This is a genomic window from Bacteroidia bacterium (genome assembly GCA_027493955.1).
In the GTDB taxonomy this organism is placed as follows: Bacteria; Bacteroidota; Ignavibacteria; order SZUA-365; family SZUA-365; genus JAOSJT01.
Genome location: JAOSJT010000001.1, coordinates 1,445,365 through 1,459,829, shown reverse-complemented (window position 1 = coordinate 1,459,829; position 14,465 = coordinate 1,445,365). Strand labels below are relative to the sequence as shown.

The 14,465-nt window shown below is 56.1% G+C and carries 14 protein-coding genes; 3 read left to right on the top strand and 11 right to left on the bottom strand.

All coding sequences use genetic code 11. The annotated features are described in order from the left end of the window. Positions 1-51: 51 nt before the first annotated feature. The 9 genes from M5R41_05820 to purN form a co-directional block, all read right to left on the bottom strand. Positions 52-1,305, bottom strand: coding sequence for an acetate kinase (locus M5R41_05820; GenBank protein ID MCZ7555903.1), 1,254 nt, complete (start codon positions 1,303-1,305; stop codon positions 52-54). 2 nt (positions 1,306-1,307) lie between these two features. Further along, the gene (locus M5R41_05815; protein ID MCZ7555902.1) at positions 1,308-2,270 is read right to left on the bottom strand and encodes a 3-hydroxyacyl-CoA dehydrogenase NAD-binding domain-containing protein; all 963 of its coding nucleotides are present in this window, start codon (positions 2,268-2,270) and stop codon (positions 1,308-1,310) included. A gap of 275 nt (positions 2,271-2,545) precedes the next feature. Then, on the bottom strand, positions 2,546-3,778 hold the full coding sequence (gene rodA / locus M5R41_05810) for a rod shape-determining protein RodA (GenBank protein MCZ7555901.1): 1,233 nt from the start codon (positions 3,776-3,778) through the stop codon (positions 2,546-2,548). Then, positions 3,778-5,619 carry a penicillin-binding protein 2 gene (mrdA, locus tag M5R41_05805; protein ID MCZ7555900.1) on the bottom strand — a complete coding sequence of 614 codons (1,842 nt, stop codon included), beginning with the start codon at positions 5,617-5,619 and terminating at the stop codon, positions 3,778-3,780. Before mrdA ends, rodA begins: the two co-directional genes overlap by 1 nt. 5 nt (positions 5,620-5,624) lie before the next feature. Further along, positions 5,625-6,134 carry a rod shape-determining protein MreD gene (gene mreD, locus M5R41_05800; protein MCZ7555899.1) on the bottom strand — a complete coding sequence of 170 codons (510 nt, stop codon included), beginning with the start codon at positions 6,132-6,134 and terminating at the stop codon, positions 5,625-5,627. Continuing rightward, on the bottom strand, positions 6,131-6,973 hold the full coding sequence (mreC, locus tag M5R41_05795; GenBank protein MCZ7555898.1) for a rod shape-determining protein MreC: 843 nt from the start codon (positions 6,971-6,973) through the stop codon (positions 6,131-6,133). The genes mreD and mreC overlap by 4 nt, the downstream gene beginning before the upstream one ends. A gap of 24 nt (positions 6,974-6,997) precedes the next feature. Next, a complete protein-coding gene (locus M5R41_05790) occupies positions 6,998-8,023 on the bottom strand; it encodes a rod shape-determining protein (GenBank protein ID MCZ7555897.1) in 1,026 nt (341 codons plus the stop codon). Between the two features lie 13 nt (positions 8,024-8,036). Continuing rightward, entirely contained in the window at positions 8,037-9,578 is a 1,542-nt protein-coding gene (gene purH, locus M5R41_05785) for a bifunctional phosphoribosylaminoimidazolecarboxamide formyltransferase/IMP cyclohydrolase (GenBank protein ID MCZ7555896.1), read from the bottom strand. Beyond that, entirely contained in the window at positions 9,575-10,186 is a 612-nt protein-coding gene (purN, locus tag M5R41_05780) for a phosphoribosylglycinamide formyltransferase (GenBank protein MCZ7555895.1), read from the bottom strand. Before purN ends, purH begins: the two co-directional genes overlap by 4 nt. Before the next feature lie 237 nt (positions 10,187-10,423). On the opposite strand from purN, the gene M5R41_05775 reads away from it, so the two are divergent. The 3 genes from M5R41_05775 to M5R41_05765 all read left to right on the top strand — a co-directional run bounded on the left by M5R41_05775 (position 10,424) and on the right by M5R41_05765 (position 11,697). Then, positions 10,424-10,735: a hypothetical protein gene (locus M5R41_05775; protein ID MCZ7555894.1), complete on the top strand. Its 312-nt coding sequence runs from the start codon at positions 10,424-10,426 to the stop codon at positions 10,733-10,735. Positions 10,736-10,799: 64 nt separating this feature from the next. Continuing rightward, positions 10,800-11,156, top strand: a complete 357-nt coding sequence (locus M5R41_05770; GenBank protein ID MCZ7555893.1) for an iron-sulfur cluster assembly accessory protein — start codon at positions 10,800-10,802, stop codon at positions 11,154-11,156. A gap of 397 nt (positions 11,157-11,553) precedes the next feature. Next, a complete protein-coding gene (locus M5R41_05765) occupies positions 11,554-11,697 on the top strand; it encodes a Fe-Mn family superoxide dismutase (protein ID MCZ7555892.1) in 144 nt (47 codons plus the stop codon). A gap of 478 nt (positions 11,698-12,175) precedes the next feature. Here M5R41_05765 and M5R41_05760 read toward each other — a convergent pair whose 3' ends face one another. Both M5R41_05760 and tmk read right to left on the bottom strand, forming a co-directional pair. Further along, complete coding sequence (locus M5R41_05760) at positions 12,176-13,828, bottom strand: S41 family peptidase (protein MCZ7555891.1); 1,653 nt, start codon at positions 13,826-13,828, stop codon at positions 12,176-12,178. Next, the gene (gene tmk / locus M5R41_05755; GenBank protein ID MCZ7555890.1) at positions 13,825-14,451 is read right to left on the bottom strand and encodes a dTMP kinase; all 627 of its coding nucleotides are present in this window, start codon (positions 14,449-14,451) and stop codon (positions 13,825-13,827) included. The genes M5R41_05760 and tmk overlap by 4 nt, the downstream gene beginning before the upstream one ends. Between the last annotated feature and the right edge of the window lie 14 nt (positions 14,452-14,465).

Below are 14,465 nucleotides of genomic sequence, written 5' to 3'. Positions count from 1 at the left end.
GCGTGTTTCCGTTGGTCCGCGATGTGGTTACCGGCCACCACCGCGAATGCATCAATGGATCTGCTCCAGTGCCTGATTGCGCGCCATGTTTGTCATCGAGGGAGGTAATTCCCCTTTGACGATGGCCATGGTGTCGAGCGCAATGACAAGCTCCTCGTTCGTGGGCACCACACCTACGACGGTGCTGGAATTCGGGGCGGTAATGAAGCGTTCTTTCGGACCTGAAGCGTTCGCGTCCGGATCGAAGTCCACGCCGAGGAAGGCCAGTTTGCTGCAGACGTACTCGCGTACGAGAATGCTGTTTTCGCCGATGCCGCCGGTGAACACGATTCCGTCTATTCCGCCCATCGCGGCGGCATACGCGCCAATATACTTGGTGACGCGATAACAGAACATGTCGAAGGCGAGACGAGCGCGGTCATTTAGCTTTTCGCTCTCCTGTTCGATTTCGCGCATGTCGCTGCTCACACCGGAAATGCCCATCAAACCGCTGTGCTTGTTCAGGAGAGTTGTTGCCTCGTTGAGGGAGAGCCCTTCCTTGCCCATGATATACAGGATGAGCTGCGGATCGAGATCACCGCTGCGGCTGCCCATGATGAGACCTTCGAGCGGAGTGAAACCCATGGTGGTATCCACGCTCACGCCACAATTCACTGCCGCCATGCTGCAGCCATTGCCGAGATGGCAGGTGACGAGACGTAATTCACTGATCGGTTTGCCCATCAGTGTCGCCATCCGATTTGAGACGAAGAAATGGGAAGTACCATGGAAGCCGTAGCGCCTGATCTTGTATTTCTTGTAGAACACATACGGTATGCCGTACAGAAACGCATGTGGCTCCATGGACTGATGAAAGGCCGTATCGAAGACGCCCACTTGAGGAATATCGGCAAGATGTTGCTTGCAGGCCATGATGCCGCGGATGTTGTGCGGGTTGTGCAGCGGGGCGAGTTCGATGTTGTCGCGCAGAGACCGGAGCACATCCTCCGTGATGAGCACGGAACCTGCGAAATCCTCGGCACCGTGCACGACGCGGTGACCGACGGCATGGATTTCGGATTTATCCTTGATGACGCCATGGTTTTTACTGAGCAACACGGCGAGAACGTATTCAATGGCCATACCATGATCAAGGATTTCACCGGTCAGCTTGATCGTGTCGTTATCGTGCCGCGTGTTCGTGAGCACCGCACCGCTCATACCGATCCGGTCCACAAGACCTTTGGCGAGGCGCGTTTGTGTTTCTGTTTCGATGAACTGGTATTTGATCGAAGAGCTGCCGCAATTGACGACGAGAATGTTCATGATCACGCCTCCTGTGCCTGAGTGTCGGAAATTCGTTTGCCTGCGTCGTCGTAGCGGAAAAATCCTTCGCCGCTTTTCAGTCCGTATTTCTGTTCGCGGACCTTTCTTCTGAGAAGAGGGCAGGGGCGGTATTTCGAGTCGCCCAGCTCCTGGAACATGGATTCCATCCACGCGAGCAACTCCTCGAGTCCCATGCTATCCGCCAGCTCGAGAGGACCTGTCGGGAGATTGTAGGCCAGCCGCATGGCTGTGTCAATATCTTCGGCGCTGGCAACACCCTCCATGAGCACGTACATCGCTTCGTTGAGCATCGGGATGATGACGCGGGTGGTGATGAAGCCCGGATATTCGTACACCTCGACCGGCGTCTTCCCGATGGAATTGATGAACTCCCTGGTCCGGCGGAAGGTCTCGTCCGAAGTCTGGAACGCGCGGACGATTTCACAGAGCGGTGTTTTCGGCACCGGGTTTGCAAAATGCAGGCCGATGATGCGTGACGGATGCACAACCGGTTTGGCAATTCTCGTGAGACTGAGTGTGGACGTGTTCGACGCGATGATGGTGCCCGGCGAACACAATTTGTCGAGTTTCAGGAGTAATTCCTGCTTGAGATCGAATTGCTCATCCACCACTTCCATCACAAAATCGGTATGCGATACTTCGGTGATGTCGGTAGTGACTTTGATTCGGCTGAGCAGGGCGCGTTTTTCACTGGACGTCATGCTCCAACGCTGGATTTCACGATCCATATTTTCGGCGAGGCCGTCGAGGCACAGTTGTGCACGTTCCTCGTCCCGCTCGACGATGAGGACGTTCAGACCCTGCGCGGAAAGTGTATGGGCGAGGCCACGGCCCATGACTCCGCCGCCGACGAGTCCCACGTAATCAATGCGCGCGGTTTCCTGCGGTGCTGCGATAGACATTTCTTGTTCGAGATCTTTTAACGAGATCTGTTCTTCAGGCATGATAATACTCCGTTACCTGGCGTTCTGAATCTGAGATGCGTGTGTATAACACTTGTGAATTCGGGATTATTGTCACGATCTGGCGATTTGAGAAGTGGTGTATCCTCTGCATCGGTGCATAACGACGGACATACGTGCCTGCACATCCGTAATCTTACTAAAGTACCGAGGAAGAACAGGATACGCAAACCCTCTGTCGGGTGAGGGTCGCACGGTGTACCTGCCTCGCTCGCAGTTTCTACATGACGTACGTCGTTCCGACACCTGCCTGTCGTCTACTCCATCCCTGTTCTGTACATCCAGGCGTGGAGTATTATCCCGATAGCAACCATGGATGTGATGAAAAAGGACCCGCCGTAACTCATGAAGGGGAGCGGGATGCCTATGACGGGGATTGTTCCAAGACTCATGCCAATGCTCACGACCACGTGAAAGGCAAGCATGGCAACCAGCCCGGCGACAACAAGGCTGGCAAAGCGCAATTCCAGATTCTTTGCTATAACCAGACCGCGGATAAAGAGGAGGCCATAGAGAAGGAGGATGATGACGGCGCCAATGAAACCGAATTCCTCTGCGGGAACGCAGAAAATGAAATCGGTCCACTGCTCCGGTACGAAGCGGAGCTGTGTCTGTGTCCCCTGCAAGTATCCTTTGCCGAAGAGTCCTCCCGAGCCGACCGCGACTTTGGACTGTATGACGTTCCACCCTGCCGAGAGCGGGGCTTGTGAGGGGTCAATGAATACGGCAATGCGCGCCTTCTGATATGCAGGTAGGTGCTCGTATGCGTATTGTACACCAAAACCGATCGAAAGATTGAAGGCGAAGAAAATGAGCGCGAAACCGAGGTTCCTTCGCACGATGTAATACAGTCCTGCCACGACCAGTGTGGCAAGTATGAAGTACCACAGATCGATGATCGCCAGCACCGCCACGAGAACCGGTGAGAGCATGACGATGAGCAGCAGCATCTCCGCTCCGGACCAGAACAGCATCGAAATAAAAAATACCCAGTACACCAATCCTGTCCCGAAATCCGGCTGCATGAAGATGAGGAGCCAGGGCAATGCGACAATGCCGATCGCCTTGCCGATATCCGGTAAGGAACGTAAGCTTGTCGTCCGATCCGACAGATAGCGCGCCAGTGCAAGGATGGTGGCGATTTTCGCGAACTCCGAAGGCTGCACCCCGAAGCCGCCGATGCCGAACCAGCCGGCGTTACCGGATACGGTATGGCCGAACACGAGCACGAGGGATAACAGGAGCAATGCTGCCCCATACAGCAGATATGCGCTGTAATGAAAGAATCGTGGGGGTGCCAGTAAGACGAGCAACAGCGACAGTATACCCAATGCGGCCCAGAAAATCTGTTTCTGGAATTTCACGATCAGTTCGGCGTTGTGCGTAGCGCTGAAGATCGCGAGCAGACCGAAAGCGACGAGGAGGAGGACCGGTGCAAGAATCATCCAGTCCAGGCGTCGTACGTAAGGAGAAATGCCGCGTCCCTTCATCAATCAGCCACTGGATGTGAAGGATGCACAACCGGGATTTCAACTGCCGGAGCGACCTCGGTGCTGTCGCGCACGCTTGATGCCTCGCGTCTCTGGGGATAAAGATATTGCCGTATCATCGCAGCGGCGATGGGCGCGGCGGTGGATCCCCCGAAACCCCCGTTCTCGACGATGACAGCGACGGCGATTGTCGGCTCCTCGAACGGAGCGTAGCCGACGAACCATGCGTGATCCGGATTCGGAGGATTTTGCGCGGTACCTGTTTTTCCGGCCACACGGACTCCCGACACTCTCGCCGCGTACCCTGTCCCTCCTCCATGGACGACGCGCAACATACCGCGCTGGATAACGGACATCGCTTCACGTGAGATCGGCAGCTTCTCCGATTTCACCGGTATATCGGTGGTCTGGTTACGAAATCTGTCGCGAACCTTCCGTACGGCGTGCGGTGTGTAGTAGGTCCCGCCGTTTGCGATCGCCGCGGTATAGGCAGCCATCTGCAGAGGGGTGGTGTTGACTTCACCCTGACCAATGCCGAGATTCACGAGATAGCCGATATTCCATCGGGTGCCGTAGCGCCGGTTGTAGTATTCTTCGCTCGGGACGATACCGGCGGACTCATTGCTGATGTCCATGCCGGTGGGTCTGCCGAAATGAAACAGTGCCCCGTATTTCTGAAGATTCGCGAAACCCAGCTTGAAGATCAGTTTGTAGAAAAACACATTGCAGGAATACTCCAGAGCGGCTACCACGCCGACATTCCCATGCGCACCATGGCAACGGAAATCCTTGCCTGCGAGCGGGTAGGAACCGGGGCAGTGAATTTTCGTGTCCGGATCAATAATGCCTTCCTGCAATGCCGCAACGGCGACGAGCATCTTGAATGTGGAGCCGGGCGGATATGCAGCCATGGAACATCGATTGTACATGGGCTTGGCAGGGTTTCCGATAAGTCCGTTCCAGACTTCCGGGCTGATTTTTCCGCTGAGGTCATTCAGGTCGTAATCGGGTGCGCTGACGAAGGCAAGAACCTCCCCGTTACGCGGGTCCATGGCGACGATGGCGCCGCGCCGATTTCGCATGATTTGCTCGCCGTAGCGCTGCAATTGCTGATCAATCGAGAGGAAGAGGTCCGCTCCTTCACGGGCGGGAATATCGGAGCGACCGTGTTCGAAGCTTTCCACCACTCTTCCCATGGCGTTCACCGTGTGATAGCCATACCCTTTCCGTCCGCGAAGAATGGGTTCGTAGTACGCCTCTATGCCGTTGAAGCCGACAATATCGCCCGGCTGATAATACTCGCCCAGCGTTCGCAGAAGTGTCGGGGAGATTTCCTTCGTATAGCCGAGCAGGTGTGCCATGCGCGCGTCGAGATTGTACCGACGCGTACTTTCGATCAGAAATCCGACCCCCGGGAGGAGTGTCCTGTTCTCCTCGAGCAGGCTGACCTGTGCGAAGCTCAGATTCGGGAGTATTTTCACCGGATCAAAGGAATTGATGCCGGCCCGTGTCACGCGGTAGCGGACAAGATTCGTGTCCACGTCAAAGAGACGCACGAGGAGTGGCAGTGTGTGCCATTGAAATTCGAAGGGGGTGATTGTCAGGGTGTAGCTGGGGTTGTTTTCGACAATCAGCGCACCATCACGATCATACATATTCCCGCGTAACGGACTCTTTGGTTGTTGCCTGATGGAGTTTTTTTCCGCAGTGGAGCGGAAGCTCTCATACTGCAAGAACTGGAGATCCACCAAACGTATCACCAGCAGCGCCAGTGAGAAGACGATCAGGCCGCCGAGAATATACGCACGTCTGCGCCCCGCGAATTCCAGATTCTCCATCATTACTGTTACTCCACCATGATCTTTCGGGTCGTACGCGCGAGAATCAGTACCAGAATGCTCCCAAGAATTGTGGTATACACGGTTCCGCCGATCGTTTGTGCGAGCAGCAACGCCAGGAAATCGACATCGAGGCTTCGGATATACGAGAACACATACACCGAGTGATAGAGCAACGCCCCGGCGGCGATCAACAGAACCATGCGCGGAGAACGGATGACGCGTTCGCGGCGCTCCTGGTCATACGTATAGCCGATGGCAAATCCGGCGATAATCAAGGCGAGCGCGGTTATCCCGACAAGCTCACCGGCATACAGATCCACCAGAATTCCTGCCGGAAATCCGTGCAGCATCGCTGCGAGTTGACCGCGGAGTTGAGACAGGAACAGCACCCCTATGAGGAGGAAGGCCGGTATCACGCCGCCAATGTCCATAAGACTCCCGAGGGCAACCTGGAGCGCTGCCAAACCGAGCATACTGCCTGCGGCCCACACGTGAAAACGGACTTCGCTGTTCATGGGCTTTCCTCGCCGGCGACGTTTGTCCGCTCCAGTCTGTTGCGCTCTTCATTGCTCTTCCGCAATACGACGAACACGCGTTCAAGAGAAGAGAATGCCGCGAGGGGCTGCACCTCGATCTGACTGAATAAACCGCCCTCGCCGGGTCCTATGCTCGTAACAACACCAATAAGGATTTCGGGTGGAAAAACGTTGCTGTATTCAGACGTGACGATGGTATCCCCCTTGATCACATCAGCGGTTTTCCAGATGTTTTGCAGTCTGAGTCTGGAACCGGAGTGATATGCGATGATGCCGTCCACGCGCGAACGCTTGATTTTTGCCGGCGTGCGGAAGTCACGGTGCAGAGCGAGCATCCCGATCGCATAGCGATTGCTTGTCGCGACGATTTTCCCGACGAGACCCGTTTCACTTATAATGGGCATATTCACACGCACGCTATCGTCTTCGCCGACGTCGAGCGTGATCATGTTCTGGCCGAGAGCGAGGTTCTTTCCCACGATTTCCGCTGTCACGAGCGGATAGGGGGTTCGTTCACGCAGACCGATGCTGCGGCGGAGTTCGATGTTCTCCTGCTGCAATCCACGAAGGCGCATCACTTCTTCGAGCAAGCCCACGTTGACGTCGCGGAGCGTATTCTCGTCGGTGCGAGGGGAAATGACTTCAGCGGCCCACGTGGAGCCGCTCTGCAGCGTCGCAAAAAAGATTATGCTCACGGAACGGAAGACGCGGACAGGCGCGCTGCTGCTGTTCGTCATGAGCAGCAGGGACAGTGCCGCCAGAATGACGAGCACGATGTATTCCCGGAAGATTCTGATGAATGCGAGGAAAAGCTGCATGGCGCTCATCCAGTCCGTTCAAAATCAGTACTTCTTCCCCTTGAGGATGACCTTGCTGTAATGATGAAGGTTCTCCATGATGGCGCCCGTGCCACGCACGACGGCGGTGAGGGGATCCTCTGCGACGTGCACTGGAAGATTCGTCTCTTTTCTGATGCGGGCATCGAGGCCCTTGAGCAACGCACCGCCACCGGTAAGCATGATACCGCGGTCGAGAATGTCAGCCGCGAGTTCGGGAGGGGTGCGTTCAAGCGTCACCTTCACCGCTTCCACGATGGCGGTGATCGGTTCCGCAAGCGCTTCGCGGATTTCGACGGAGGAGGCCTCTACAGTCGTCGGCAGGCCGCCGATCAGATCGCGGCCCTTGACGCGGACTACCAGTTCCTGTTTCAGCGGCGTCGCCGAGCCGACTTCACATTTGATGATCTCCGCGGTGCGCTCGCCGATCAGCAGGTTATGACTTTTTTTGAAGTGTTGAATGATGGCGCTGTTCAGCTCGTCGCCTGCGATGCGAATGGATTCTTCCTGTACGATTCCCGACAGGGCGATCACGGCAATTTCTGTGGTACCGCCACCGATATCGATAATCATGTCGCCAACAGGAGCATCCACATTGAGTCCGATACCGATGGCGGCGGCCATGGGTTCGGCGACGAGATAGACCTCTTTGGCCCCTGCGTGCTCTGCGCTGTCGCGCACGGCCCGTTTCTCCACTTCCGTGATACCACTTGGGACGGAGATCACGATGCGACGGGAGGGCACCCAGCTATTCATGATTTTCTTGATAAAGGCACGAAGCATGCCCTCGGCGATTTCGAAATCGGCGATCACCCCATCACGCATGGGTCGCACCACCTGCAGCTCGCGGTGGGTTTTCCCCTGCATCTCCCGGGCATCGTTGCCGATAGCGATAATTTTTTTTGTGTTTTTATCGAACGCTACAATCGATGGTTCACTGAGAACGACGCCTTTTCCTTTAACCCAGATCAGGGTGTTGGCGGTGCCGAGGTCGATTGCTATATCGTTGGCGAAAAGACTGAACAGGCCCATAGTATTTTTTGCATCAATGCTTGAAATGACGAGTACCGGTGAACACCATCGCTATGTTGTGCGCATCCGCTGCTTCAATGACTTCCTGATCGCGCACCGAGCCTCCGGGCTGAATGACCGCGGTGGCTCCGGCGTGCACGGCTTCCAGCAGGCCGTCTGCGAAAGGAAAAAACGCGTCGGAAGCGACGACCGAAGCAGTGAGTTCAAGTCCGGCGTTTCCGGCCTTTGAAACAGCAATTCTGCTGGAATCGACGCGCGACATTTGTCCCGCGCCAATGCCCAGTGTCCTGCTATCCCTGGCGTAGACGATGGCATTCGATTTCACGTGCCGGGCGACTCTCCAGGCAAAGCGCAGTGCGGCAAATTCGGCTGCATCCGGCGTACGCATGGTCACGACCTTCCATTCCGTTTCCTGAATCGGGGCCGTATCGTCCAGCTGACAAAGATAACCATTTCGAATGGATTTTACCTGCACTCCGGGACTGGCTTGGTCGTGAACGATTTTCTTGATCAGACGACGGTCACGTTTGCGTTGAAGGATGTCGAGAGCGTCGGATGCGAACGCGGGCGCGATCACCACTTCCGTGAACAGCTGATTGAGCGCCTCGGCGGTTTGCACGTCCACTTCGCGATTGAAGGCGACAATACCGCCGTAAGCGGATACGGGATCCGTGGCCAGAGCATCGTGCCATGCGGCAAGCAGGGAAGAGGCCGTCGCGCAGCCGCATGGATTTGTGTGCTTGACGATAACGGCGGCCGCGGCGTCGAATTCGTCGCACAAATGCGACGCCGCTTCGATGTCCACGATATTGTTATAGGAGAGCTCTTTCCCATGCAATTTGACAAAATCGTCGAAGAAACCGCCGTACAGCGCAGCCGGCTGATGCGGATTCTCTCCGTAGCGAAGATCAGCCACCTTCTCCGCCGAGATGAGCAGCCGTGTCGGGAGTGCTGCGGTGTGGTCGCTGCCGCGTTCAAGCCAGGATGCGATCGCGTGATCGTAGTGAGCGGTATGCGCGAAGGCCTTTCCCGCAAGTTCCCTGCGCATGGACAGCGTGGTGGTCCCATGCTCGGTAACTGCGCGCAGGACGGTGTCATAATCCTCCGGATCGCACACCACGGTCACAGCGGCATGGTTCTTGGAAGCGGACCGTATCATCGCCGGACCACCGATGTCTATCTGTTCGATGCATTCTTCCTCGCGGGCTCCGGAGTCCACCGTCTTCGAAAACGGATAGAGGTTGATGACGACGAGATCGATCGGTACGATACCGTGCTCGGCGATTACGGCGAGATGGTCAGGGCGGTCGCGACGTGCCAGCAATCCGGCATGAATCGCGGGGTGCAACGTCTTGACGCGGCCATCGAGCATTTCAGGAAAGCCTGTGACGTCCTGTACAAGCGTTACGGCGATGCCGTACTCCTGCAGCATTTGGGCGGTACCGCCTGTGGAGAGAATTTCGATCCCTGCGGCCTGTAACGCGCGGGCAAAGCCGACTATGCCGCTTTTGTCGTAGACACTGATAAGTGCGCGTCTGATAGGAAGTGCATTCATTGGATAAAGGTTCTGTTTTCTGTGATCCGGATGCGACCGGAGATGAGCAATTGTAGGGCGCGGGAGTACAGCGCGTGTTCCACTTCGAGTACCCGGGCCGCTAGTGTTTCGGGTGTATCGCTATCCAGCACCGGAACGCACTGTTGCATGACGATGGGACCGCGGTCATACTCCTCATTTACCAGGTGTACGGTTGCGCCCGAGACTTTCACTCCGGCAGCGAGAACGGCTTCGTGAACCTTGTGCCCATACATCCCTTTCCCTCCGAACGAAGGCAGAAGAGCGGGATGAATGTTCACAATGCGCTGGTGGTATTGCTTCACCACCTTCTCCGGAATCATTCTCATGTAACCGGCAAGAACGATAAACTCCGTCTCGACCTGTCGAAGCACGTCCAGTATTCGGGCGGTCTCTTCTTCACTCCCGGGTGCGGTGTCGGCCAATGATGTCGTCTGTGCGCCGATAGTCCGCCCGAAATCGAGAGCAGGGGAGTCCGATCTGTTGGAAATGACCAGACGCAGCCGTGCATCGAGCTCGCCCCGCTGTACAGCCGCGTGAATGGCCCGCAGGTTGGATCCTCTACCGGAGACGAATACCGAAATGTTCACCGACGTTCGCGCACGTGAGACAAAACAACAAGTTACGGAATCCCTGCCTGTCATTCAATCCGGAAAAACCTCTGGAATATGGACGATGCGGAGCGTAGCTCCTCTGCGGCTCAAGCCCTCGCCGTGCGGACAATCCCCTCGAGGTGCTCCCGGGAAGGACGTTCTGAGGAGGAACCACAAATTTTGACTCCGTGTTTTGTATATTACGGATTGAATTTTATGTCAGGAGTATTGTACATGCAGAACATCATCGGCCGGGATACTGAACTTCTCGATTTCATGCGGGAACACGGATTTCCTGTATTTCACCTGAGCAACATTTTTTACCGGGATTTTCAGTACGGTGTCCGCGATTACTTCAGGGCGAAAGAGGGCGTGGACGTCGGTACGCGGAAGGCTGATGACATCGCCCGGCAGGTTATCGCAGACCTGGAGCAGCGTAGCATACTTCGTCCGCACTCCCGCAATACCTGGATTCTGCATCACGAGCGTTACCTTCGTCCGCGCGTGGTGAAAGAGGCGGCAGCATCGAAGGAAGCAGCTGCGTAGCAAGCACGAAGAACAAGCAACAGATAAACACACGTTATCGCACTCAGCCAGTCAGGAGCCCGACATGTCAGAACACATAGAAGAACACATCGGCGAGATCACTCTTACCGAAAAAGCCGTCGCGGAGATCACCAACATTCGCCAGGAGAACGCCATCCCGGACGAATATCGCCTGCGCATCGGCGTCAAAGGAGGCGGATGTTCCGGCCTTTCGTATTCTCTCGGCTTTGACGGAGATTTCCGCGACTCCGATGAGTTGCTGGAGATTCAGGGCGTCAAGCTTGTCGTCGACGCAAAGAGCCTGTATTATCTCGATGGCACCGAACTGGACTATACCGATGGTCTGCAGGGCAGGGGCTTCGTCTTCAATAATCCCAATGCCGTACGCACGTGCGGCTGCGGATCCTCGTTCGGCGTCTGAGCCCGCCCGATACCGGAATCCCCGCGCCACTGCAAAATGCGGTGGCGCTTTTTTTGTACTATTTGTAAACTAATCACGTACCGCTTGTCTTATATGGAAACAGCCGACCCGGCACATCCTGATGAACAATGAGAAGAGTACATGATGGCGTACGAATGGGCGTTCAATCTCAGACCCTGTACGGAGGAGGAAGCGCAGCCGCTGCCCTAGGGTGTGCTCTCCCCGGAGACCTCCGACTGGCACTGCAACAGGCGTAACAACAGATACGTCGCATCCCGGAAAGCCATTGCACAGGGACTCGAAACAGCGGATCACGGCGCTGTAAACGGCAACGACGCGAAATCGGAGAACTCAAACGACGCTAACCTGGAACCACTCCGGCGCACTACTGCACGATGTGTACTGGAATGACCTCGGCGGTGATGGCGACCCCTCAAAAGGTCCGGAAGTGCTCGCGGCCATCGTCCGTCACTTCGGCTCTTTCGATGCGTGGAAGGTTGATTTCAAGGCCTTTGCGCTTTCCGCGAAACTGAGCTGGTAGGGACTGCTCGTTTTTGATCCATTGTACAGCGGACTCCTTTTGAACGTCCTCGCAGACGAGCACCGCTACCGAGAGATTTGGGGAGGTATTCCCCTGATTGCGTGCGACGCCTTCGAGCATGATTCTATCACAAGGATGGCCCCGGAAGCGCAGCATACATCGACAATTTCATCGCACGTGTTCACTGTGGACGTATTAAGCAGCACTGGCTTCGTTTCGGCGGCAACTGCTGACATGCACGAGATGATCATAGAGTACTCCCGGGTCCAGGCTCGGGAGTGCTGTCATTCAGCAGACGTCAAGAATGTTCTGTGGATGGTGAAGAGGAAGTGACCGGGTATCACCCGAGTGTCCACTGTTTTTGCGATGCGGACGGGATACCATGCACCTGCTGCCGTGAAGGCGGCAGACGCAGGGTTATGGTGCCAGGTGTCATGCTGCGATGACGCGTTCAGGGAATCGCGTCAGGCAAATCAAATCAGTACTCCGGACCGCTTTTAAGCGTTGCGTGAAACCGCTTGTCATCGCGGAGCAATGCCCTGGCGGTCTGCGCCAGTTGATCGTCCTGAAGTGCGCGAACGATCTGCGCACGTTCACCAGAAGATTGCAGTGCGAATTCCAGTTCAATCTCGCGCTTCAGCCACTTCCAGTATTTCCTGACAACGAGATCGCTGTCCACGACAAGCCTGCCTTCGAGGGCACGCAGCGCGTTGAGGGCAGCTTTGTCAACGTGGTATTGCTCGGCGTGCTGTAACAGTGCGGAATACTGATCCTGGAGTTCGGTATCCAGACAGTGATCGTTGCGGGCAAGCCATCCGGAGAACTCCCGCTGAAGTGCTGCTTCGCCCTGGGGAAGTGCCCGGGCATGGGTATTGAGATAATCGCTCACAAAAAAGAACACGGCGTGCGCAGTATTGAGACAACGCAGTGGGCCTTGCAGGGAATCGTCCGGTACCGACAGATCCGGTACGATGCCGGTGGACTGTCTGACCGTGCGTGCGAGTTTCAGAGTGCGGAACGTAGCTCCGATGCTGTCTATTCCTTCTGCGGTGACAGCTTTCCCTCCCACGTACTGAAATCGTTGAATGCAGCGACCCGAGGGGAGGTAATATTTTGCCGTGGTCAGTTTCAGCGAGGTCCGGTAATTCATCTGAAGAATGTTCTGCACCAGACCCTTGCCGAAGGTACGGTTCCCGAGCACGATACCACGATCCAGATCCTGAATAGCGCCCGCGACGATCTCGCTGGCGCTTGCGCTGCGCTTGTTGACGAGCACGGCGATGGGTATGTTCTCGGCGATGGGGGAGGGCAGTGAAGCATAATGCCGCTCCTTGGAAGGATCACGCCCCCGCATGCTGACAACGGGTTGACCGGGAGGCACGAAGAGACTTACGACAGCTACCGCACTCTCGAGCAGTCCACCGGGATTGTCGCGAAGATCGAGTATGACGCCCTTGAGTGGTTTTTCGCGCATCATGCCGCGCAAGGTGGTCCGCAAGGAATCTGCGGCGAAACGGGAGAATCGCGCGAGCTTGACGTACGCGATCTCGTTGTCGAGAAGCTCGGCATACGCGAGCGGTGTTACCTCGACACTGCGCCGCATCGTGTTGATTGTGAGAGTATCGGATGTACCAGGACGCACTATCCGAATCGACACCGGTGTGCCGGGTGTTCCGCGCAGCAATTCACGCATGTCGCGTGCACTGCCGTTGAGTAAGCGAATGGAATCCACCTGCACGATCATGTCGCCGGGGCGCAGCTCCGTGAGCGTCCTGACGGCATCGTAGACAAAGCTGACGTAGTGCTTATTATTCCATGTCAGGACCTTTATCCCGAGCCCTCCATACGACCCGCGGTTGAGGATGTCCATCTCCGCGCTGCCACGTTCCTCGATAAATTCCGCATAGGGATCGATAGCGCTGAACATCCCTTTCGTCGCGGCCTCCAGCAAGTCGTCAGGGGGAATTTCCTCGACATGATCCGACAGAATGAGACGGTACATCGTCACGATGAGTTCCTGACCTCGCAGCAGTCGTTGCAGATCCGCATCGCCTGCGGCAAGCAGAAAAGCGGCGACGCCGAGTGCGAGTGCCGTGATTCCTAGTCTGTGCATGAAGATGTTGCGTATCACTGCATTGCGTCCTTTTCTGGAGAAGAGAGCAGGGATTCGATGCGATGCGCTATCGCGTCGATGCTTTGCATGCCGTCGAGCAAGGTGATCCTGCCCGGGTAACGCCGTGCGAGCGCGTGATAGCCATTTCTCACGCGTTCGAAAAAGGTGAAATCAGCCTGTTCCATCCGGTCCGTTGCTCTGCCGTCGGCGACGCGGCGTCTGAAGCTTTCTTCAACGCTGATATCGATGAACAGCGTGCGATCGGGTATGATTCCATGCGCAGCGGTATCATGCAGCGAGAGTATGCGTTCTATGTCCAGACCCCGCCCAAAACCCTGATAGGCGGTTGTGGAATCGAAGAAGCGATCTGCAATCACATGCTCCCCTCGCTGCAGTGCCGGAATGATGATCTCCTGCACGAGTTGAGATCTGGCGGCGGAAAAAAGGAGCAATTCCGTTACCGCATGCATCGCGATGTGTCCCTTGTCCAGCAACATCGCTCTGATCTGTTCCGACAACACCGTTCCGCCGGGTTCCCGGACGAGCAGGCATCGCTCGCCTCTCTTTTCCATGATGCTGGCCAGACGCTCTATCTGCGTCGTCTTGCCGCAGAAATCTATTCCTTCGAACGAAATGAACATGTGGAGCTCACAGG